We start from the raw sequence: 22426 nt of genomic DNA, 5'->3' as shown, positions 1-22426 counted from the left end.
AGATCAAGCCTGTGACGAAATTTTCAACAAGAAGCTATAAAACTAACTAACTATCTTTTCGCTTCTTTCCTTAACGTAAGCCTGATACGCCTTCGAAAGCATTTTCGTCCATTCCCCCACTCTCCCCTGCCCTACTGGCTCTCCGTCAATGGAAACGATCGGCACCACACCGCGTGAACTGGATGTAAGAAAGGCCTCGCTGAATTTTTCGTCCACGTGCGGGGAGCGATATTCGATGGACATCCCCTCCCCTCTTGCGAGTCGCAGCACGGCGCGGCGTGTGACCCCGAGCAGGATTCCGCGCTGGGCGGTGATCAGCGTATCCTTTTTGACGGCGTAAAAATTTGACGTCATTCCCTCCAATATCTTCCCCTCTTTGGTTAGCAAGACCTCAAATACATCTCCGCCCACCAGCCTGCGCTGGTGATTGCTCGATGAAATAAAGCCCGTGTCCTTCACCCGTGGGGCAATGCGTGCCAACGCAGCCGTGACCACCTGCACACCCTCTTCAAAAACCTTCCTTGGAAGCGCATCAAACTGCTGAATAACGATATACATGGATGCATCGTTCTTCGCCAGGATCAAGCGTATACGCGCCTCCTTTGGCAGGAATGTTTTGGCTAGCTCGGCAACCCTGTGACGTAAAGTCATCTCGTCCACTGCGGGATGAAAGCTGAGTTCCTTTGCGGGGATATACAGTCTTTGCAGATGCTTGTGCATACCCAGAACTCTTGTCCCTGCGTTGAGGGTGGAGAAGGTGGTGTAGAAACCTTGCGGTAATTCGCGGGTGATCTCATCCAGAGTCCGCGCGTGGGTTTGGATGGGACGCATCCCTTTTTTCGTGATCTGAAATGCGGAGATGGTCATAATTTGATTTTACACTTTTGAAAGCAAAAATACGAGTTATCGGGAAGTGCAATTATAATTACGCACCAATCATGAGCGGAAAGAAATCGAACTTACAGCGTGCGTCCCAGTTAACCGCAACGAACCTGCGTACGGTCGCAAAGACGATCTCCGTCCAGCAATTGTCGCGGCTCTCTTTGCCTGAAGTGGAGGCAGTTGTCGATCTGGTTTCGAAAGTTGTCCCTGCCGGCAATGTGCCAGGCATGATCCTCAGCGGATTGGCCCGCCTGCCCGGCCGACGCATCCCCATTCAAAAAATGCATCAGGATATCAACGCCCTGTTCAGCGGCGTGGAGCAGATCCTGGATTCGGCGATGTATGGCGCGATCTTTGCGGGCCCTGCCGCGATCATTTGGGGATATCAAAATCTGCTTAAGTTGGCTGGGAAGGATCCCGATGCAGCCTTTCCCGAAGGCGTGTGGCAATTTTATGCGAGCTACGCGTTGCGCGAAGACACCGCCCGCCACACGAACGAAACTCACGGTTTCGATACCCTGCTCCGCGAACACAAAATCCACTTGAATGCCGTTGACCGCCTGACCGCCTGGCTGATGGCGGCGGTCACCTGCCTGCATCAATACAACGGCCTGCTTGAAAATGAATGGCGGGAACGCGTCTCGATCTCTACATTGGAAGACTCAAGCAGTGCGCGCGCCAAACGTCTGCACCGTGAATGGCAGATCAAACTGCCCTATCGCCGCGAGGAGGAAGCTCCCGATCTCGATTACCCCGCCTACCGCCGCTTCAAATTCGATCAATTCCTGAAAGCGAACCTGACCTCCCTGCCGAAACAGTCATTCGAAAAATGGGAGGCGAAACTCAAACTGCTTACACAAAACAGCCTGCCCGCGTACCAACGCCAGATGTCGATCCTTGCTTATTTGGAACCAGGCGCTTATGGCGAAACGAGAGTCCCTTTTGAATTGTCCGATGCCCAGATCGGCGTTATTCATCGTGACAGCTATTACCTTTTCCCTGTGTGTGAGCCAGGCTCGAACAAACCCTTGAATGTGATGACCGCCCGTGCGCAGGTTGCGGCATTACTGAAATCCCCCTTTGCATCTCCGTCGCAAATTTCTTCGCTTGCGCGTGTGAAACGGTCAGCGCTGCCCAGCCTGCGCAGCCATTTGAATCCCATGCTGGTGAGCGATCTCGATAACTTAAAATATGCACCCATCCTGATCTCCACAGATGTGCGGACGCACTCGCTTCCGCTTTCAGAATTGCGCCAGACCGAGCGCGGAATCGGCTCGCATGCGCTGACGATTTTCGACACAGGCGACACTTTTGTCTTTGACCAGTCGCATATTTTCTTTGACGGCGCATGGGGTACGGCACTTTCCGAGATCATGACGAACGAGGCGCTTTCATGGGCGCGCTATCTCAGTCTGCTCCCCTCCCCCACTCCTGCTGAGTCACGCGTGTACACATCGCTCACGCTTCAACTTCAACCCGCCGATGTTGACCTGGTTCAACAGGCGCCGCACGTTTCCCCCGAGTCTGGTGCGGAAACGGACAAGGTCAGGCTCAAGGAATGTGTTGCCCTGCGAAAGCAATTCAAGCAGCGGAATGATCAGATCCAGTTGACCATCAACGACCTGCTGGTTTTGTATCGCGCCATTCATGCGGCCACGTATAAACCCTCGCAAGGACTGCTGGACGAGATCGCCAAACTCAGCGCCACCAAACCCGATGTCGCCGCATCCATTCGTCAGGTTGTGGAAGAAGCGAGCCGCACCAATCCTGCGATCCTGATCCCGATGGATGCCAGTCTCAAGGTTCCGCGCGAGCGGATCTATCCGCTCAATATGGAAGTGCCGCTCCACGAATTGAATCTGCTCAGCCTGCACAAGCAAACCATGAAGCTGCTCGCCGCCTACGAAGATTCCAAAGAAGACCGCGCGGCTATTTATTCGAGCTTCGACCAACTGCAAAGGATGTATCTCGCATCGCTTGCGGGGTTTGGATTGTATTTGAATCGCGCAAAGGAAATCGCCATTCAAGGGGAGAGCGCAAGTGTGGGTGCGATCAAATTGCTGGCACATCTCCCCCTTCCGCTTCAGCATATTTTGGATAAAATCCCCGAGCGTTTTGAATTATTGAACAACATCCTGAAAGGCCGCGAAGTGTTCTCGAATGTCGGCGCGGTTGTGCCAATGAGCACACTCACACGCTTTAGTACTGCAAAAGATGACAATACGCAGAAACAACTCGCCTGGGGTGTCATCACCGATGCACGATCCGTGATGCGCATTCATTTGCGCGATTTCCGTCCGCAGGTTGCGACGCTGCTGTCAATCGGCCGAAAAGACCTTGCGAATTTACTGACTCAGGATTATCTTGACGCCTACGCCGATGGATTCAACCTCTTTATCAGCGACCTTTCCAAGATCACGCAAGCCAGCAGAGAAACACTGCCTACATCCAAAATAAGAAAGCGAACTCCAAACAGTCAATGACAGACCAAATGATCGGACGGCAGCTTGCGAACTTCCGCGTGGAACGCTTGATCGGGCAGGGCGGCATGGCCACCGTGTACCTCGGGCAGGATGTTAAACTCCAGCGGCCTGTTGCCATCAAAGTGATCGACAAACGCTATAAGAACGACCCTGCCTACACCAGCCGCTTCATCAAGGAAGCACGCATGATGGCGAAATGGCGCCATGAGAATCTGATCCAGATCTTTTACGCCGATGAGGAAAAGGGACACTCCTATTATGTGATGGAGTATGTGGACGGGAACGACCTTTCAACGGTCATGTCGATGTATGCCGATGAAGGCGAACTGATGCCCATCGCCGATGTTTTGCGCATTGGCAATGCGGTGGCAGGCGCCCTCGATTATGCCCACAGCCAGGGTGTGATCCATCGCGATGTGAAACCGTCGAATGTGTTGATCGCCAACGATGGCCGTGTTTTGGTCGGTGATTTCGGCATGGCCATGGAAGTCAGCGACGGCTCGATGGGAAATATCTTCGGCACGCCGCATTATATTTCGCCCGAGCAGGCCCGTCGGTCGGCAGATGCGGTTCCTCAATCCGACTTATATTCGCTCGGCGTTATTTTGTATGAAATCCTTACCGGCTCCGTGCCCTTCAACGATCCTTCCCCGGCAAGCATTGCCCTGCAACATATTTCACAGCCACCTCCATCGCTGCGCAGCCTCAACCCAGAGATCAGCCCCGCAGTGGAAGCTGTGGTTTTGAAGGCTCTGGATAAAAGCCCTAAAAACCGTTACCAAACGGGCGCGCAATTAATGGGCGCGCTCAACGAAGCCATAAAGGCCGTGGCATCCTCGCCAAAGATATCGCTGCCTCCGCTGCCAGTTGGCGTGCCAACCATTCGCCGCAGCGGTATTCCCATCGATCACATCACCAAGCGCAACAATACCAAAGTGAAGGGCAGTACGATCCATCAGCCCGTGGATCTGCCAGCAACCGTGCGCGGCGCAAATCAAAATAAAAAAGGAAAGCGCTGGGGACTTGCCCTGCTTGCGCTCCTTCTTTTATTTGGGATCGGAGGCTGGTACCTGCTGAAAAATAGACCGACGTCAGCCGCAGACTCCCCCACCCCGGCATCTACCTCTGCGCCTCTCGAATCGACCGTTGAACCTGCCCAGCCCACTGAGACCTTGATCTCAGCCCCGGCCACTGCACTTCAACCGACCGTCGAAGCATCCCCAATTCCTTCGCCAGTTGTGCCAGTGGTTATCCCAACCATTAAATATCGTGACGGCAACAACCTGACCCTGTTTTGGAACGAGACCAGTTTTCACATGCTCAATCGTTCGGGTGAGCCGCGCAGTTTATCTGGTTTTTCGTTCGAACGACTCGACCCAAGTGGAAAACCGACAGACCGTTTCCCTGGTCACCTTTGGGAGAATTTGAAATTCAATTACATTCCTTCCAAGTATTGCGTGAGCATAAAAATCTACAAGGACGAAGACCCGCCATACATTGACCCACCCGATTGCCACGGCGGATATGTGAGCATCATCCAGCCGCGCAAGGATGAGGATGCCGAATTGTTCTTCTGGAATCTAAAGGAAGATTCGACCCAGTTCCGCGTGGTTTGGGTCGGTGAGGAAGTGGCCCGCTGCGATATCAGCGCGGGGACTTGTGAAGTGTATATTCCGTAAGAACATAAAAGAGCGACGATAAAAGTCGCTCTTTTATTTTGAGGGACGCGTGGACTGAAGTCCGCAAGCTGTTGTAGGTGTTATTTCATAATGAAATTGAAGTATGCCACAAAATGATCGCCTTTGTCTTCCAGTTGCACGGTGAGGCCGTTGACGGGTTGAATGGGGAAATATAGCTGGGTGGTAAACACTTCCCCACCAGGGATCTGCAACTTCACATGAATATGCTCGATTGGCCGCTGGGGATATTCGCCGGGCAGGATGGTTTCAAGATAGTACCTGCCTTTGTTGTCGGTAAATTGATGTCCGCGCAGGGTGTAGCCTTCATTATCATATTCACCGTTCACATCTGCCTGCCAGAAATCCAGCCAGGCGGTGGGGATAGGGAGACAATCGGCGGTGAGTACATACCCGGCCAGAATCAGCTTTTTCCCTTGCATACCTTCATCAATGAGGGATGTCCGCTCAGGGGTGTCTGGGGTGTAATAGGGTCCTTCCTGGTCGGCAGGAGTGAGTGCGGAGCAATCGGGGTCGGGGAGATTGGCGAGGATGTCTATATTGGATTCGTCTGTAACCTCAGCTGCTGGGGCGCTTGTAGCAGGGTCCACTTGAACGGCGGGAATGCTGGTTGGGGTTGAATCAGGCAACGGCGGGGCAAGAGTCGGGTTTACATCCACAGAGAGAGGTGCACAGGCGGCGATCATAAATATCAATAAAATCAACAGTCGTTTCATTCGTTCTCCTTTTGGCTATAGATGGCAAATTTGGCAGGTCTCTTACTGCTATAATGACGAACCCTGAGGTAAAGTGTTCAATAAAATCATAACTTTATATAGTGACCGTGAATATTTTGATAATGTGCGCAGGATCGCACTGCCGATCATTTTTCAGCAATTCGTGTTTGCTTTGCTGAATATGCTGGGCGTGGTGTTCGTTGGGCAAAAGGGCGATGTGGCAGTGGCGGCGGTTGGACTTGCGGGTCAGGTGGCCTTTCTTTTGAATTTGGTCCACTTCGGGATCATCAGCGGCGCGGCGATGTTCACCGCGCAATTTTGGGGGCGACAGGACATTCCAAACCTGCGGCGCGTGCTTGGCCTGTGTTTGATGTTTGCGATCTCGGCAAGCGGGGTGTTCTTTGCGATCTCGCAATTTGTCCCTGAATGGTTTTTGAGCATTTATTCGAAAGACCCATCTGTTATTGCAATCGGCGCAGATTACGTCCGCACATTTTCGTGGACGTTTCTTTTCATGGCTGTTTCTGCAAGTTATATTTTTGTGATGCGTTCCACGGGGAGTGTGAAGCTGCCTACTTATGTCAGCGTTGGAACATTGTCGCTGAACACCTTCCTTTCATATTCGTTGATCTTCGGTTATTTTGGGTTGCCTGAATTGGGCGTTCAGGGAGCGGCGATCGCGGCGGTGATCTCCCGTGCGCTGGAGTGCGGCGTGTTGTTGTACGTGATCTACGCCTACAAGTTCCCTGTCGCGGCTACCTTCAAGGAGTTGACCGATTTCGACCTGGCATTTACTGCCCGCGTGATCAAACCGATGCTGCCAGTGATGCTGAATGAATTGTTCTGGTCGCTTGGGATCACCACTTATAATGTCATTTACGGGCGCATGGGCACGGAAGCCATTGCAACAGTGAACATCGTTTCGCCCATCGAGCAAATGGCGTTCGTGATTTTCGTTGGACTGGCCAATGCCACTTCAGTTTTGGTGGGCAATCGTATTGGCGCAGGCAAGGAGGACGAAGCGTATTTATACGGCGGCCGCTCGATCGGTCTCGGCATTGCCGGCGGATTATTGCTCGGCGTTCTTTTGCAGGTTTTCAAAGTTCCGGCACTCTCCCTGTTCAACGTTTCGCCAGAAGTGCTGCAGAACGCCAAGTCGATGGTCAACATTGTGTCCATTTTTCTTTGGGTACGCGTTAACAATATGACCATTGTGGTGGGCATCCTGCGGGCAGGCGGCGACACACGTTTCTCCCTCTTCCTGGATGGGATCATCATCTGGCTGGTGGGCGTTCCACTTGCGGCGTTGGGCGCTTTTTATTTTCATTTACCGGTGTATTTCGTTTACCTTTGCGTGATGAGCGAGGAAGTAACCAAATGGATTTTGGGCATCTTCCGCTGGCGCTCACGCAAGTGGATCCATAATCTCGCAAGCCAAATGGAAGGAATTTAATATGAACCAACTCTTTATCTCCTACTCTCGAAAAGATACAGAAATCGCCCGTCGACTCACTGATCGTTTTACCGCGCAAGGCCTGAACGTATGGGTGGATTGGCAGGATATTCCCCCAAGTGTGGATTGGATCAAGGAGATCCAAAAGGGAATCGAGGAGGCGGATATTTTCCTGTTCCTGATCAGCCCGGATTCGGTCGCTTCGCAGATATGTAAAGATGAAATCGCCCATGCGGCACTCAACGGCAAACGCATTATTCCAGCCGTCGTACGTGATGTTGATGCAAAACTGGCTCCGCCCGCGATCACCCACTACAACTGGATATTCTTTTCACGTCCGCAGGATATATTCGAAGTATCGTTTGAGCAAATACAAACTGCCATCCACACCGATTATGACTGGGTACAGGTCCACAGGCGCCTGCAAATGAAGGCACTGGAATGGGAGCGCAGCCAGCAAGAATACAGCTTCCTGCTACGCGGCAAGGATTTGCAGGATGCCGAGGCGCAGTTGATGGTCAATGGAGAGAAAGACCCCAAAGCCACCGAGCTTCAAAATGAATTCGTTCGAACCAGCCGCACGATGGAAAATAAAAAGCTGGAAGAGGAACGCGTAAAGGAACAGCAGCTTCAGCTTGAAAAGAGCATGGGGTCGCGCCTGCGCCGCCTAACCTATCTCATGCTGGGTGTGTTTACTGTTGCATTCGTTGCCTTATTTTTCTGGCTCAATCAGGTTACGACCAACCTCGCGTTGACCGCCATCAAGGATCAAATGCTTGCCCTGGTTGAAACCAGCGTTTGTTTTATCGACGGCGATGAGTACGATGCCTTTATTAAATATTTTCCTCCTGCAAGCAGGGATGTGTATGATGACTATTATTACTCCACCCTCGATTTCTTTATGAATGACGTCATTGCGACGAATCAAAATATCGCCGCTGATGTTGTCTTGTACACCATTGCCAGGGGCGGGAGTGCGAATGAAATATTCCTGATCGCCTCCACCGAAAAGAATGTTGAATTCAAAACAGCGCTTTCCACCGACAATGTGGGCCTCGCCTTGAGAGAGGGTATGAAAAAGTCAGTGGCCGATCTGCAGATCACTCAGGATGAACATGGTTCATGGGTCTCTGCCTGTGCGCCTATTCACACCGTCACGGGAGAATCTGTCGGCGCGCTCTGCACCGATTTCAGCGCCCAGCTTCTTACCGATACGCGCGAAAAAGTGACCACCACATTGGGAATCGCTTTTCTCGCCATTTACCCCGCCATGATCGTGCTGGTGGTCTTCTCCGCGCGGTCTGCTTCAACATTGCTGGGCAAATTCGAGAAAAAGAAAACCAAATAATATCTTGACACATCCCGTTTCAAAGGTGTAAACTATCGGCTGTAGTATGAGAAAAAACTCATCTGCATATTCCAAAGAAAGGAGCGCACTCTTGATGTTGACCATCGTTTTTATCACCCCCGCTGCAGTTGGCAATTTGCCTTCTCGGAGTGCGCCTGTAGACCGCCGCTAGGTCTCTTTCTGTCCCTTGTTCGTTACGGGCTGTGGTGCACTCACCACAGCCTTTTTGTTTCCCTTTTTATCGGAGAATATACAAATGACCACCACTACCCTCCCCATATTTTGATTTCCGTGACGCACTGCATCCGAACCGCCTCGTCGGTTTGTGGCGCATGATGACGGACTTCCGCGTTTCCTATATCGCGGCGACAGCCTCACTTGCCATCTCAGCACTGGCGAAGACCTCGGTCTATCTCCTGCTGCGCTTTTTCGCCGATGATGTACTTGGCAAAGGCGCAATGCTTGGGACATCGATGACTCAAACCTTTCTCTGGATCGGATTGGGATTCATCCTCCTGGCCCTGGTCGAAGGCGGCGGCGCGTTTCTCTCTGGACGTTTTGCTGCATACACCGCCGAGGGCATTACCCGCCGTTTGAGAGACTTCCTCTTCGATCATATCCAGCGCTTGAGCTTTTCCTATCACAGCGCCACTCCGACAGGCGACCTGATCGAACGTGTCACCTCCGATGTGGATGCGCTGCGCCGCTTCTTTTCGGAACAGGCCATCGGCGTGGGAAGGATCATCCTGTTGTTCGTGATCAACTGGGTGGCGATCCTGTACATCAACGTGAAGCTCGGACTGTTGTCTGTGGTGGTCATTCCGCCGATCTTGTGGGTTTCGCTCTGGTTCTTCAAAAAGGTGACCAAAGCCTACGAAGAATATCAGGCACAGGAAGCCCTCCTCTCCACCACTCTGCAGGAAAACCTGACCGGTGTGCGCGTTGTGAAAGCCTTTGCCCGTCAGGATTATGAAAAGACAAAATTCGAGAAGGATAATTGGGGCAAATACTTGAAGGGCAAATTGCTGCTGCTGATGCACTCGCTCTTCTGGCCCCTTTCAGACATTGTGCTTGGTGCACAGATGCTGTTCGGATTTGTTTACGCGGCATTCATGGCGATCAATGGCGAAATCACCGTCGGTGATTATGTAGCCTATGTAGGCCTGGTCGTCTGGCTGATCTTCCCCATCCGCAACCTCGGGCGGACGATCGTGCAGACCTCAACAGGCATGGTCTCCTACGCACGCCTGATGGACATCACCAAACAGGCGCGGGAACCTCTCACAGATGGCAGCATCCAGCCGACAGGTCCAGCGCGAGGCGAGATCGAGTTCAAGAATGTCGGGTTCATTTATTCCGATGGCACACATGATGTCATCAAAGACATTTCGTTCCACGTCAAACCCGGACAATCCATCGCCCTGCTTGGGTCGACGGGATCGGGCAAGACCTCCATGGTGAACCTCCTGCCGCGCTTCCACGATTACACCAGCGGACAGATCTTGCTTGATGGAGTCGAATTGAAGGATTATCCGCGCAAGTATTTGCGTGAGCAAATTGGCATCGTCCAGCAGGAACCGTTCCTGTTCAGCCGCTCGATCCGCGAGAATATTTTGTATGGTGTGGGCCGCAGTGTGACCACAGGAAGAGATCGAAGCCGCCGCGAAAGCCGCCGCCGTGCATGATGTGATCCTGACCTTCCCCGATGGCTACAACACCATCGTCGGTGAAAAAGGCGTGACCCTCTCCGGCGGGCAGAAACAGCGCGTGACCATTGCGCGGACCATTTTGAAGAATCCGCGTATCCTGATCCTGGATGACTCGACTTCCTCAGTGGATACAGAGACGGAAGCCTCCATTCGCGATGCCCTGAACAGCCTGATGGAAAATCGCACGACCTTCATCATCGCACATCGCATTCAATCCGTAATGAAAGCCGACCTGATCCTGGTGCTCGATAAAGGCCAGGTGATCCAAAAAGGTGACCATGAAGAATTGCTCAAGCAGTTCGGCGGCATGTATCGGAAGATCTACGACATCCAAACGCGAATCGATGAAGAACTGGAGCAGGAAATTGCCAGAGTTAACTAAAACACATTCGAATCATGGAGAATTATCATGACCGACGAAATACTCGAACTCGAAGAAGAAGAATACACATCGAACCTGACCGCCCCTGTATTTTGGCGCATCTTTGGTTTGCTCAAACCGCACTGGAAGTGGGTGCTGGGATTTTTGGTCACCATCGCCTTGGTCTCCAGCATGGATGCGTACTTCACGTACCTCAACAAACAGATCGTGGATCAGGGCATCAAGCTCAATGATTTCGACAGGGTTATTGAGATCGCGTGGATGTACGGCTCGTTCCTGCTGTTCCAGGCCGCGTTCATTTTCATTTTCATCTACCTCGCGGGCGTGTTGGGCGAGCGTGTGCAGTATGACTTGCGCAAGATGCTGTTCAACCACTTGCAGGATCTGTCGCTTTCATACTATGCCCAAAATGCGGTGGGACGTCTCATTGCGCGCGTGACATCAGACACAGGCCGCGTCTCTGACCTGGTGACCTGGGGCATCGTGGACAGCGTGTGGGCGATCATGAACATCACCACGTCGCTGATCTTCATGGCCATCATCAACTGGCGGCTGGCGATCATCGTATCGGTCATTATTCCGCTGATGATGTTCGTGGCGACGAAATTCCAAAAATATATTCTGGTGGAGTTCCGCCAGAGCCGCCGCGCCAACAGCAAGATCACAGGCGCGTACAACGAGAATATTCAGGGTGTGCGCGTGGTCAAGGCGTTGGGACGCGAGGATGAAAATCTTGTCGAATTCCAGCAGCTGACCACGCGAATGTACCGCGCATCCTATCGTGCGGCCTGGCTCTCGGCGCTCTTCCTCCCCACTGTGCAGATCATCGCCGCCATCGCACTGGGCGCCATCGTCTGGTATGGCGGTGTGCAAATTCAGATCGGGCTCATTACCATCGGCGGTATTCAGGCTTTCGTCTCGTATCTTACTTTCATGATGTGGCCTGTTCAGGACCTGGCGCGCGTGTATGCCGAAATGCAGCACAGCATTGCCTCAGCGGAGAGAATTTTCAAATTGGTGGATACCCCGCCCGATGTCCACAATAGAAGCGATGCCATCGAAGCGAAGACTCTGCTCGGTGAGATCGAATTCGATCACGTGGATTTCTTCTACGAAGACAGAAAATCCGTATTGAAGGATTTCACGCTGAAGGTGAAGCCAGGTGAGACGATCGCGCTGGTCGGACCGACAGGCGGCGGCAAATCCACGATCGTGAATCTACTCTGCCGCTTTTACGAACCAAACAACGGCGTGATACGGATCAACGGGCACGATTACATGGACTATACGCTTGAGTCGATCCACAACAAGATCGGCATCGTGCTGCAGACTCCGCACCTGTTCTCCGGGACAGTGCGCGAAAATATCCGCTATGGAAACTTGTCGGCAAACGATGCGGAAGTGGAAGAAGCTGCGAAGATCGCTGGCGCGCATGATTTCATTGTGACCCTTGAAAAGAGTTACGAACAGAACGTGGGCGAAAGCGGAAATCTGCTCTCGGTTGGGCAAAAGCAATTGATCTCATTGGCACGCGCGGTGCTTGCCAAACCCGAGCTGTTCATCATGGACGAGGCAACTTCCTCAGTGGATACGTTGACCGAAGCCTTGATCCAGCGCGGCATGGAAGCGTTGATGAAGGGACGCACGTCATTCGTCATCGCGCACCGCCTTTCGACGATTCGCCGCGCAGATCGGATCATTGTCATTGAAAACGGAACCATCGCCGAGCATGGCACCCACGCCGAATTGCTCCGCCAGCGCGGACATTACTACCGCCTGTACACCCAGCAGTTCCGCCACGAATTGGAAGTGGCCTATGGCGTCACCGAAGAGATCGAAGGCAATGAGCGCGCCAACGTGACCGCAGATTCGATCATGGTCAGGCGCGAAACGGCTGGCGAAGAAGCAGTCGCCGCTGATTAAATGAATTCAATCCAGCGGGTCAGGTTGAAAAGCCTGACCCGCTGGATAAACAAATTTTAGAAATCGGGATTTAAAGAAATGGCAAGGAAAAAGTATTCGATCGACTGGGAAAATGATGAACCCATATCCTTTGAAGTGGACGGCGTAACCTACAACGCATTGGACGATGTTCCAAACGAGAAGGATCGGGAAAAGCTCTCGGCAATGCTGGACGCGTCATTTGATGATGCTTTCGATGACTCCTTTGAAGACATGCAGTTTGATGAAAAGGAATTCGAGGAATTGCAAAAGTCCTCGGCGGGTATGGAAAAAATCCTGCTGGGAATCTTCTCCGGCGTGGCTGTGTTGATGCTGCTGATCGCAGGGATTTCATCCTATTTCGCCATTCAAAAGATCAGCAAAGAAGAAAGCGCACCCGGCCGCATTGCGGACGTGGTCGTGCGCAAGGAATACATCAACGAGCAGGACCGCATCACACGGGATTTTTATTATCCTGTGATCGAGTTCACCGCCAGTGACGGAAAAAAGCGCACGGTTCAAATCAGCGAAGGCAGTGATTCGCCGTACTACGAAAAAGGCGATGAGATCACAGTCCTTTACGACCCCGAGCATCCCCTCGATGCGCGGATCCAATCCGCTGGCAGCAACGCCCTGATGTGGATTTTGCCAGCCATCACGGGGATTTTAGGAATTGCTTTTACAGGCGCGGTTCTTGTTGTAAAAAAACTGATGCCGCCCGCTGAAGAATAAAAAAATAAACGCTGGAGAATTGTCATGTAACACCGCAGCGAACGATTGAAAAGATGAAGGCTGTGAAAGAATTTGGCCTGATGTTCTATTTATTGTTAATTTTTAGTGGAGAAGTATGATGAAAACTGAGATCAAACCATTTACGGCAGAAATGATTCCCCAGGCAGGAGAATTGTTGTCTGCGCGGCATAAACGAAACCGCGCGAACCTGCCTTTGCTGCCTGAGCGTTTTGAAGATGCGGCTGTTGCGATCAAAGCTGTCGAATCCCTGTGGCAGAAGAAATTCAAAATGGATATGCCGCTTTTCGTGATGGAAAGATGACCGCCTATTTGCTGGGTGATTTTTCAGTCCAACCTTGGGGCCGCTGTGGATATGTCTATTTGCCCGGGTATGCGCTGGCGGAAGGCGAAAGCCTAAAAACGCTCCAGGACCTATATTCCCTGCTTGGCGAGGACTGGGTCAGGATGGGCATCTTCAGCCACGGCCTGTATATTTCAGCCGCGGATGCAGATGTCATCGATGCCCTGTTCGCGCTTGGTTTTGGCAAGGAACGCGTGGATGCGCTGCTGGATTTACGCAGCGCGGAAATTTCCGAGCCTGCCAACCCCGCAGGCATTGACATTCGACTCGCTGGCGCGGGTGACAATCCCCACCTCGGCAACCTATCCCACGTCATCATGGAAGCGCTGGCGAATGCGCCCAACTGGCACCCGACCATTCCAGAAGATTGGGAGGAACTGCGCGAAGGCTGGGCTGAATTGGCAGACGATCCAGAGTGGACCGTGTGGCTGGCGCTTGAAAAAGGGACAGCTCTCGGCACCGTTAGCTTCTGCCCCGAAGAAGAGAGTGACACTGCGATGCTGGTCTCTCCGCGCACAAGCTACCTGAGCGTAGCCGCCACCCTGCCGCAAGCCCGTGGACGCGGCGTCAGCACTGCGCTCACTCTACGCGGATTGAAGCAGGCTCAAAATGAAAACTTCGAGATCTGCTACACCAACTGGATCAGCCCCAACCTGCCAGCCTCCCGCTTCTGGCCGCGCTTTGGATTCAAAGATGCCGCCTATCGCCTCGCGAAGCGGATCGACCCGATGATCGCGTGGACAAAGAATCACTAAACTCATATCTTGCTCCCGCCGCCATCCTCGGCGGCGGGTTTGTGAATTCAAACAGGAATAATCATGAACAACAATCAACTACTACAATTATTTGACAAGGAAATGCGCGAAGAGATCGAATACCCCGAAGCCCGCAAAGAGATCACCGCAGACGTGGTGCGCTTCACCCGCGAAGCGCCCGCGATGAATTTCGTCTCGAAGACCTTCGCTTCCGACGCCGACCTCGACCGCGTCATCGAGCAGGAACTGGCCCACTTCGCTCCCATGAATCAGCCGTTCACGTGGAAGGTGTACAGCCACGACACCCTGCCCACGCTGACAGAGAAACTCGAGCAGCATAATTTCGTGCGCGATGAAGATGACGGCGACATCATGATCCTGGATGTGGACTCTGCGCCTTCCCATTTGTTCGACCCCGTCAAAGCGGACATCCGCCGAATCACGAATCTCAAGGGACTCAAGGATGTCGTTTCGGTTCTGGATAAAGTCTACGGCAACAACAACGAATGGGTTTACAAACGCCTCGGCGGACATTTAACCATCCCCGGTTACCTGAGCATTTACGCCGCCTATGCCGACGATCAACCCGTCTCCGTTGCGTGGACGTATTTCCAAAAAGGAAAATTCGCCTCGCTGTTCGCAGGCTCCACGCGGACCGAATACCGCAAACGCGGATTGTACACGAGCCTGCTCTCGGCACGGCTGAAAGAGATCCGCGAGCGCAGGTATCAATACGCCATGGTCGAAGCAGGTGAAATGAGCCGACCCATCGTGGAGAAGCACGGCTTTCAGTATCTGGCGACGGCCTGGGATTATTTGTGGGAAGGTGGGAAGTAAGGAGAAAGAAAGAAGAAAGAAGAAAGAAAGACTTCCGAGATGGTGAATGTCTCGGAAGTCTTTGGTTATTAAACAGCTATAATCCGCTCCATGCCCACACAAACCGCAAAGAAAACCCATTTCGGATTCGCCGCGCTCATCCTCGGCGTGATCTCCATTCTGCTTTTGGGGACCCGCTTCGCAGTGGCTTATATGCGCATTTCTCCAGAGATCTTCGGCAGAATGAATCAATTCACCACCCTGTTCTTCTGCATCCTCACCCCGCTGGCGTTTGCCCTGGGCGTTTGGGGGCACACCCGCAAAAACGACTCAAAAGCCTATGCACGCATCGCGATCGGCCTGACAACGCTTCCGTTTTTGGTACTGCTCGTACAATTCGCTCTTTCGTTTTTCGTGCGTTAGATAACCCAATCTTTTTTCTACTTCGTGCCTTTGTGGTAAAAAACTAAGGCACTTTTTCAGCCTTTCCCGTTCCATGTTTTCGAAAGACAAAGAACAACGGAATGCCCACGGCCAGATAAGCGCCAAAATAAAGCAGGCCGCCGGGGCGCGCGGCAAAATCAAACAGGCGCAGGTAGGCAAACGCCGCAAGTGTGATGATCACGACCAGTCCATACGAAGCGAGCGAGTGATGCAGGATCGCGTCCAAATTACGATCCCATAAAAATACTCCAACGGCAATGGCAAGCGCCAGATAGAACACCGCAAAACTCCGCAGCGTGAACGGAGACATCACCTCGGGGAAAATTCCGCCATTCGTACCAGGTGCGCCTACTGGAGCGAACAATCCATACAACGCCAAAAAGCCGACAAAGACAATGAACGCAACGATATACGGAAGCTGGGCATTCCCGAATTGCAGGCCAAACTTCTCTCGGGCTGGGCGGAGTCGCAGCCAGTCAAAGAATCCAAGCAGGGCAGTCAACACATTGACGGTCAATGCCGCAAGATACAACCAGGCAATCGGGTGAACCAGTTGCAGTTTTGCGCGAAAAGCGATCACCACGCCCGATTCAAAGATCCCGAACAACCATAAATAGATCAAGGCCGAGTACACGAGTCGCCACTCCCAACGTCTGGCGCTGATCCATGCCAGCCAGGCATTGCCGAGGCACCATGCGCCGATCGTCATTGTCATGAACGCGGTCACCTTCCATGCAAAAACGGGCGCGAGTTGTTCAGGGAGAAAGAAAAGGAAGGCTCCCAAAACCGCATAGAGGATGGCCGTAAAATAAGTTAACCAGCGGGAAGTAACAGTAAGCATTGCATCTCCTTGTTTGGATGGCGATATTGGATCTAAACATCTGACGCGAAAAAGCCTGGCCGCCCAAGTGTGAAGATGCTTTATCAATTCTCCAGCAGAATTTTCAAGACCCCAGCCTGCGCAGCGTGATCAAATGCCTTCACCGCGTCAGTCATTTTATATTGATCCACGATCAGCACCGTAGGGTCAACTTCACGCTTTTCCAACAGACGCAGGGCAGGCGCGAACGGGCCGCAGCGTGAGCCGATGATGTTGATCTCGTCCACCACAATGGATGAGAAATTGACATTCACATCGCCTTTGTAGGTGGATTTCATCACCAATGTCCCGCGCGGACGGATCGCTTTTCTTGCGAGGTTGAATCCATCAGCAGACCCCGTGGCCTCCACGACCACATCCCATTTTCGCGGTTGAACTTCCTCCGCCGTGGTGAATCGGATTCCTCGCGCCGCCAGCAGGCTTTGCGGGTGAGCGTGACGCGTCACCACTTGCAGGTCACAGCCTGTCAACGCGAGCGTTTGCGCGATCAATTGTCCCAGCCTGCCTGCGCCGACCAGCAGCACACGGTCATCTGGCTTGAGCTGGATCTGTTGTTGAATTTCAAGCGCCGCCGCAAGCGGTTCGGTGAATACGGCCATTTCATCTGAAACCGATTCAGGCACACGATGCAAATTTTCCAGCGGCAGGGTGGTGTATTCGGCAAAGACCCCATCGCGATTGGCAATTCCCAACACGGTGCGGTTTTCGCAATGAGTCGGGCGTCCATTCAAACAGGCTTCACATGCACCGCACACGGCATTGATCTCCCCCACCACACGCTGCCCGATCCACGCGGCATCGGGCGCATCCACCACCTCGCCCACAAATTCATGGCCGAGGATGCCCGTATACGGATAATAGCCCTTCACCAATTCAAGGTCGGTGCTGCAAATGCCCGCCTTGCGGATCTTGATCAACGCTTCGTTCGATCTCTTCGGCTGCGCCACATCGCGCAGTGAAATTTGATTGTCTTCCAGCCACAATGCCTTCATCGAATTTACCTCTCACTGTTTCCTTCCTGCTTTCTACCTTCCACCTCTTTGCCGCACTGCTTCGTATGTGATGAGTGCAGTTGCGATCGAAACATTCAACGAGTTGACTTTCCCCAGCATGGGAATCTTCACCCTGATATCCGCGTTCTGCATCCAGAAATCGGTGAGGCCTTCATCTTCGGTGCCGACTGCCAACGCGATGGGCTGATTCAGGTCCACGGAAGTGTGCAACACCTCGGCAGAAGGCGTGGCGGCAAGCACGCGCATCTTTCTTAACCTCAGCCAGTCCAGCGTCATTTGCGAATCAGCTTCGACGGTGGGTACGGTGAAAACCGTTCCGCGGCTGGCACGGACCGTGTTCGGATTCCACACATCCACGCGCCCGTCGCAGACGATGACCGCGTCCACGCCCGCCGCATCGGCTGTGCGCAGGATCGCGCCAAGGTTGCCAGGCTTCTCCACCGACTCAGCAACGATCACAAATGGGTTTTCGCTTAATTTCAGATCGTCCAATGTGTTTTGGGGAATAGGGAAGAGTCCCAGCCAGCCATCGGGGTTATCGCGATAGGAGATTTTCTCGAAGACGACGCGGGTGACGGTGGTAATTTCAGCGTTGGGAATGTCAATCGAAACAGAGGCAATCTCGGGCGCGGTCAGAAGCGTATGCGGCTTGAGTCCAGTACTGAGGGCCAGAGTCAACTCATCGCGGCCTTCCACAAGCATCAAACCATCCTGCCGCCGCAGACGTTTGTCTTCGCGCAGTTTGACAATGTATTTGATCTTCGGGTTTTGTAAGCTGGTGATGTCCATCATGTTTTTACAGGGTGCGGCGTTGTGACCTTACTTCACTAAAAGCAGGCAGGCTGCATGATGTGTCTTGGTGAGGATTTCGAATTTCGGGTCGCTGACCCTGCATGCAGGCATGGCCACAGGGCAGCGCGGATGAAAACGGCAGCCCGTGGGCAGGTCGATGGGATTGGGCGTTTCGCCTTGCAGAATAATGCGTTCACGGCGCATACGCGGATTTGGCACAGGGATGACGGAGAGCAGCGCTTTTGTGTAGGGATGCTGCGGTTTTTCCAGCACTTCGAGCATGGTGCCGATCTCAACGATACGCCCAAGGTACATGACGGCGACACGGTCGGCAAAAAAACCAACAGAGCCAAGATCGTGTGTGATGAAAATGACCGCGATCTGCCGCGTAATGCGCAGCTCGGCCAGCAGGTTAATGATCTCGGCGCGAATGGAAACATCGAGCATTGAAACAGGCTCGTCTGCGAGCAATATCTCAGGTTCGAGCACAAGCGCAGCCGCAATGACCACGCGCTGACGTTGTCCGCCCGAGAGTTCATGCGGGAAGCGGCCCAGATATACATCGGCGGGTTTTAAGCCTGCATCTTCCATTGCCTTTTTTACGCGTTCATCGCGTTCGTTTTTATCCGTGGCGATCCCATGTACCAGAAGCGGCTCGTTGACGATCTCTTCAATGGTCTGTGTGGGATTCAAGGATTCATACGGGTCTTGAAAAACCATCTGGATCTTGCGGCGCAGTTCCTTGCGTTCATGATCTTTCAAATGCGTGATGTCATTCCCTTCGAAGGTGATGGTTCCTTCGGTCGGATCTTCCAGGCCCATCAACAATAAAGAGAGCGTGGATTTTCCACAGCCGCTTTCACCCACCAGGGCCAACACTTCGCTGCGCCTGAGCGTAAAATCCACCCCATCCACCGCATGGACGTAGCGGGGGGTCTTTGTGCTGGAGAGCAGGCCGGGGCGTCCCGCGTCGAAGTATTTTTTCAATCCGCGTACTTTTAGGAATTGGTCATCGCTCATTTTGACGCCTCAACAAGATGGCAGCTTGCGATATGATTTTCGCTTAATTGATGCAGGGCAGGTTGTTCAGTATGACAGCGGTCAAACGCCGCAGGGCAGCGTGGAGCAAACCGACAACCCGCGGGCAGGTCATCCAAACGCGGCGGGTAGCCCGGGATGGATGAAAGTTTTTTCTTCGGCTTGGTCAGGTCAGGGAAGGCTTTGATCAATTCCTGTGTGTAAGGATGGCGCGGCTCGTTGTAGATCGTATCCACGTCAGCATATTCCGCGGTCACACCACCGTACATCACCAGAACCTTGTCGCAGATTTCTGCGACGACTCCAAGGTCGTGTGTTACAAAGATGATCGAAAGTCCGAGCTTCTTGCGCAGCGAATCCAGCAATTCCAGGATCTGCGCCTGAATCATCACATCCAGCGCGGTGGTGGGTTCATCGGCAATGATCACTTGCGGATTGCAAGCCAATGCCATCGCGATCATGGCGCGCTGGCGCATGCCGCCTGAATATTGATGCGGAAAATGATCCTTATGGTCAGCCGCGATTCCCACGAGGTCGAGCAGGTCGATCACCCTTGCCTGCAGGCGCAGGTCGCGCGGGAATTCAGGCATATGTTTGATGATCGCTTCTGCGATCTGATCGCCAACAGTACGCACAGGGTTCAACGCATTCATTGCGCCCTGAAAGACGATCGAAATTTCCTTCCAACGGACTTTGTTCAATTCGTCATCGCTGAACTGGGTCAGGTCTCTTCCACGGAAGTTCACACTGCCGTTCACAACCTGTCCCGCTGAAGGCAGCAGACGCAGCAGCGCAAGCATCAGCGTTGTTTTTCCGCAGCCACTCTCCCCCACCAAACCGATTAGTTCGCCTTCCTTCAAAGTAAAACTGACATTCTCTACAGCGCGGGCAGGCGCTTTTCCTTCGTTGACGTAATTGACCGATAAATTCTGGACTTCGAGTATTGTGCCTTTTTTCTCCACAGATGGCTTCGCCGCTTCGCTCTGGACCGCAGGCCTGCCTGGTGTCAAATGGTGAGTATCCAGCCTTGGGTTTAAGGTCTGCTCAAGTCCCTGTCCAAGCAGGGTCAACCCAAGCACCACCCACACGATCCCAAAGCCAGGGACAACCAATGCCCACCATGCACCAATGGACATGGCTCCGCGGCCAAAGGCGTAATTCAACATCTGTCCCCACGAAAGCGCGGTGGGGTCACCAAGACCTAAAAATGACAGGGCGCTCTCACTGAGAATGGCACCCGAAACAACCAGTACCGCCTGCACCACAAGAATGGGCATTACCAGCGGCAGGATGTGACGCACAATGATATGTCTTTTGCCTGCGCCGATGGCACGTGCACGCAGAACAAATTTCCGTGATTTCACTGCCAGCGTCTGTGAGCGGACCACACGTGCAGTCGTTGTCCACCCAAGCAGACCGATGACGAAGATGATGTTGAGCAGTGAGGGTTTGGTCAACGCCACGATGACCACGATCAATGGCAGGTCTGGAATCACGAGCATGATATCGGTGAAACGCATGATGACATTGTCCGCGCGCCCGCCGAAAAAGCCCGCCACCAATCCAAGCGTACCGCCGATGATGAGGGAAATGAACGCGGCAAAGAAGCCCACGATCAGGGATATACGCGCCCCAAAGATGAAATTCGAAAATACATCCTGGCCGGCGTCATCGGTGCCAAGCCAGTGCTCGAGATTTGGCGCATTATAAATATCGCCGATCTCAGCAGATGCTGAAGACGACGAGTCATGGGTAGCGATAAAGGGAGCGAAGACGGCGAGAATAAAAATTACAGAAAGCATCACAAGACCGACCAACCCGATGCTGTTCTTTTTGAAGCTCTGCCAAAAACTCTGACGGACGCCCAATTGACTGCTTGATTCATTGTTTTTTACAACAGTTTCCATTGGGCTCTACTCCGTCTGCACGCGCGGATCAAGATAGGTATAAGTGAGGTCGGCAAGGAAATTGGCAAAGATGACCGCCACCGCGATCAGCAGGAAGGCTCCCTGCAAAACAGGGAAATCACGCCGATTGACCGCCTCGAAGATCGCGCTTCCAAGCCCGGGCCACGAAAAGACCGTCTCGATCTGGACCACACCTGCCACCGTAAAGCCGAGATTGATGGCAATGACCGTTACCAGCGGGAGCATCGCATTCTTCAAGGCATGGTCTTTCAGAATCTGAAAGTTGCTCAGCCCCTTGGCTTTGGCCGTCAGAATGTAATCTTCCGAGAGGACGTCCATCAGGCTCGAGCGCATGATCAAGGTGTATTCCGCCATATAAATGATCGTATACGTGAGTGTGGGCAGGAACATGTGAACGGCAAGATCGCCCCACTGCTGTAAGAGCGGCATGGAGCTCATGCCCGGGGTTGTCTTACCTGCCAGCGGAAATCCATTTTGACTGCCCCAAAAGAGCAGGATAATTCCAAGCCAGAACGTCGGCAGACTCCACGCAACCAGGCTGGAGATCACAGCGACGCGGTCTATCGAGGTGCGCGCCTTCCACGCGGCGACAATACCAAAGATCACCCCGATAATGATCGCCAGAATTTGCCCCGCACCGATCAGCAGGACCGTGTTCCATAGCCGTTCAGAGAGGAGTTCTCCCACAGGACGGTTGGTGTGGTAACTGAATCCCAGTTCGCCCTGCAACAGGTTGCGGACATAAATGAAGAATTGCGTATCTAACGGGTTGACATCGCAGCTTCCGACCTTGATCGGGTTCAGCGACTCAAAGCAGTTGATAATGGGCTTATCCAACCCAAAACGGACCCGCAGGATCTCGATGGATTCCTTCTTCAAGCGCGGATCACGAACTCCCGCCCGCGCCGGGTCGCCGGGCAGAATGCGGAATAAAAAGAAATTCAGGATGATGACGAACAGAATGGTAAAAAGAGCCCAGCCTATTTTTCTTAGTAGAATTTGATAACGGTTCAAGGTCGCTCCTTGAAAGCAAGATACGGGGAGCGGAATATATAT

Annotated in this window: 20 protein-coding genes; 12 read left to right on the top strand and 8 right to left on the bottom strand. The window is 53.0% G+C overall.

Features of this window, described 5'->3' with window-relative positions; translation table 11 throughout:
* Positions 1-42 precede the first annotated feature (42 nt).
* Positions 43-867, bottom strand: coding sequence for an aminotransferase class IV (locus IPI86_RS25050; protein WP_345300774.1), 825 nt, complete (start codon positions 865-867; stop codon positions 43-45).
* 71 nt (positions 868-938) lie between these two features.
* Here IPI86_RS25050 and IPI86_RS25045 point away from each other — a divergent pair, with 71 nt between their 5' ends.
* Together IPI86_RS25045 and IPI86_RS25040 are read left to right on the top strand one after the other, a co-directional pair.
* The gene (locus tag IPI86_RS25045; protein ID WP_345300773.1) at positions 939-3365 is read left to right on the top strand and encodes a hypothetical protein; all 2427 of its coding nucleotides are present in this window, start codon (positions 939-941) and stop codon (positions 3363-3365) included.
* Positions 3362-5044 carry a serine/threonine-protein kinase gene (locus IPI86_RS25040; protein ID WP_345300772.1) on the top strand — a complete coding sequence of 561 codons (1683 nt, stop codon included), beginning with the start codon at positions 3362-3364 and terminating at the stop codon, positions 5042-5044. The genes IPI86_RS25045 and IPI86_RS25040 overlap by 4 nt, the downstream gene beginning before the upstream one ends.
* An 80-nt stretch (positions 5045-5124) precedes the next feature.
* Here IPI86_RS25040 and IPI86_RS25035 read toward each other — a convergent pair whose 3' ends face one another.
* Positions 5125-5778 (bottom strand): intradiol ring-cleavage dioxygenase, encoded by a 654-nt coding sequence (locus IPI86_RS25035; RefSeq protein ID WP_345300771.1) that lies wholly within the window; start codon positions 5776-5778, stop codon positions 5125-5127.
* Between the two features lie 73 nt (positions 5779-5851).
* On the opposite strand from IPI86_RS25035, the gene IPI86_RS25030 reads away from it, so the two are divergent.
* From IPI86_RS25030 to IPI86_RS24985, 10 genes are all read left to right on the top strand, one after another.
* Complete coding sequence (locus tag IPI86_RS25030) at positions 5852-7231, top strand: MATE family efflux transporter (protein ID WP_345300770.1); 1380 nt, start codon at positions 5852-5854, stop codon at positions 7229-7231.
* 1 nt (position 7232) lies between these two features.
* The gene (locus tag IPI86_RS25025) at positions 7233-8579 is read left to right on the top strand and encodes a toll/interleukin-1 receptor domain-containing protein (protein WP_345300769.1); all 1347 of its coding nucleotides are present in this window, start codon (positions 7233-7235) and stop codon (positions 8577-8579) included.
* A 332-nt stretch (positions 8580-8911) separates the two neighbouring features.
* A complete protein-coding gene (locus IPI86_RS25020; RefSeq protein ID WP_345300768.1) occupies positions 8912-10264 on the top strand; it encodes an ABC transporter transmembrane domain-containing protein in 1353 nt (450 codons plus the stop codon).
* A complete protein-coding gene (locus IPI86_RS25015; protein WP_345300767.1) occupies positions 10257-10670 on the top strand; it encodes an ATP-binding cassette domain-containing protein in 414 nt (137 codons plus the stop codon). The genes IPI86_RS25020 and IPI86_RS25015 overlap by 8 nt, the downstream gene beginning before the upstream one ends.
* Positions 10671-10697: 27 nt before the next feature.
* Positions 10698-12593: an ABC transporter ATP-binding protein gene (locus IPI86_RS25010; protein ID WP_345300766.1), complete on the top strand. Its 1896-nt coding sequence runs from the start codon at positions 10698-10700 to the stop codon at positions 12591-12593.
* Positions 12594-12671: 78 nt separating this feature from the next.
* Positions 12672-13343 carry a DUF3592 domain-containing protein gene (locus IPI86_RS25005; RefSeq protein ID WP_345300765.1) on the top strand — a complete coding sequence of 224 codons (672 nt, stop codon included), beginning with the start codon at positions 12672-12674 and terminating at the stop codon, positions 13341-13343.
* Between the two features lie 115 nt (positions 13344-13458).
* On the top strand, positions 13459-13665 hold the full coding sequence (locus IPI86_RS25000; protein WP_345300764.1) for a hypothetical protein: 207 nt from the start codon (positions 13459-13461) through the stop codon (positions 13663-13665).
* Complete coding sequence (locus tag IPI86_RS24995; RefSeq protein ID WP_345300763.1) at positions 13614-14459, top strand: GNAT family N-acetyltransferase; 846 nt, start codon at positions 13614-13616, stop codon at positions 14457-14459. Before IPI86_RS25000 ends, IPI86_RS24995 begins: the two co-directional genes overlap by 52 nt.
* Positions 14460-14522: 63 nt before the next feature.
* Entirely contained in the window at positions 14523-15296 is a 774-nt protein-coding gene (locus IPI86_RS24990; protein ID WP_345300762.1) for a GNAT family N-acetyltransferase, read from the top strand.
* A 90-nt stretch (positions 15297-15386) separates the two neighbouring features.
* A complete protein-coding gene (locus IPI86_RS24985; RefSeq protein WP_345300761.1) occupies positions 15387-15698 on the top strand; it encodes a hypothetical protein in 312 nt (103 codons plus the stop codon).
* 43 nt (positions 15699-15741) lie between these two features.
* On the opposite strand, the gene IPI86_RS24980 is transcribed toward IPI86_RS24985, so the two are convergent.
* The 6 genes from IPI86_RS24980 to IPI86_RS24955 form a co-directional block, all read right to left on the bottom strand.
* A complete protein-coding gene (locus IPI86_RS24980) occupies positions 15742-16560 on the bottom strand; it encodes a hypothetical protein (protein ID WP_345300760.1) in 819 nt (272 codons plus the stop codon).
* A gap of 83 nt (positions 16561-16643) precedes the next feature.
* A complete protein-coding gene (locus IPI86_RS24975) occupies positions 16644-17591 on the bottom strand; it encodes an alcohol dehydrogenase catalytic domain-containing protein (protein ID WP_345300759.1) in 948 nt (315 codons plus the stop codon).
* Between the two features lie 33 nt (positions 17592-17624).
* A complete protein-coding gene (locus IPI86_RS24970) occupies positions 17625-18404 on the bottom strand; it encodes an RNA methyltransferase (RefSeq protein ID WP_345300758.1) in 780 nt (259 codons plus the stop codon).
* 27 nt (positions 18405-18431) lie between these two features.
* Positions 18432-19424 (bottom strand): ABC transporter ATP-binding protein, encoded by a 993-nt coding sequence (locus IPI86_RS24965; protein WP_345300757.1) that lies wholly within the window; start codon positions 19422-19424, stop codon positions 18432-18434.
* Complete coding sequence (locus IPI86_RS24960) at positions 19421-21349, bottom strand: dipeptide/oligopeptide/nickel ABC transporter permease/ATP-binding protein (RefSeq protein ID WP_345300756.1); 1929 nt, start codon at positions 21347-21349, stop codon at positions 19421-19423. The genes IPI86_RS24965 and IPI86_RS24960 overlap by 4 nt, the downstream gene beginning before the upstream one ends.
* A gap of 6 nt (positions 21350-21355) precedes the next feature.
* Positions 21356-22384, bottom strand: a complete 1029-nt coding sequence (locus IPI86_RS24955; RefSeq protein ID WP_345300755.1) for an ABC transporter permease — start codon at positions 22382-22384, stop codon at positions 21356-21358.
* Positions 22385-22426 lie beyond the last annotated feature (42 nt).

The sequence above is a fragment of the Candidatus Villigracilis affinis genome (assembly GCF_016705895.1).
GTDB classification, from domain to species: Bacteria; Chloroflexota; Anaerolineae; order Anaerolineales; family Villigracilaceae; genus Villigracilis; species Villigracilis affinis.
The sequence above is the reverse complement of the archived record's forward strand: the minus strand, read 5'-3'. Positions and strand labels throughout refer to the sequence as shown.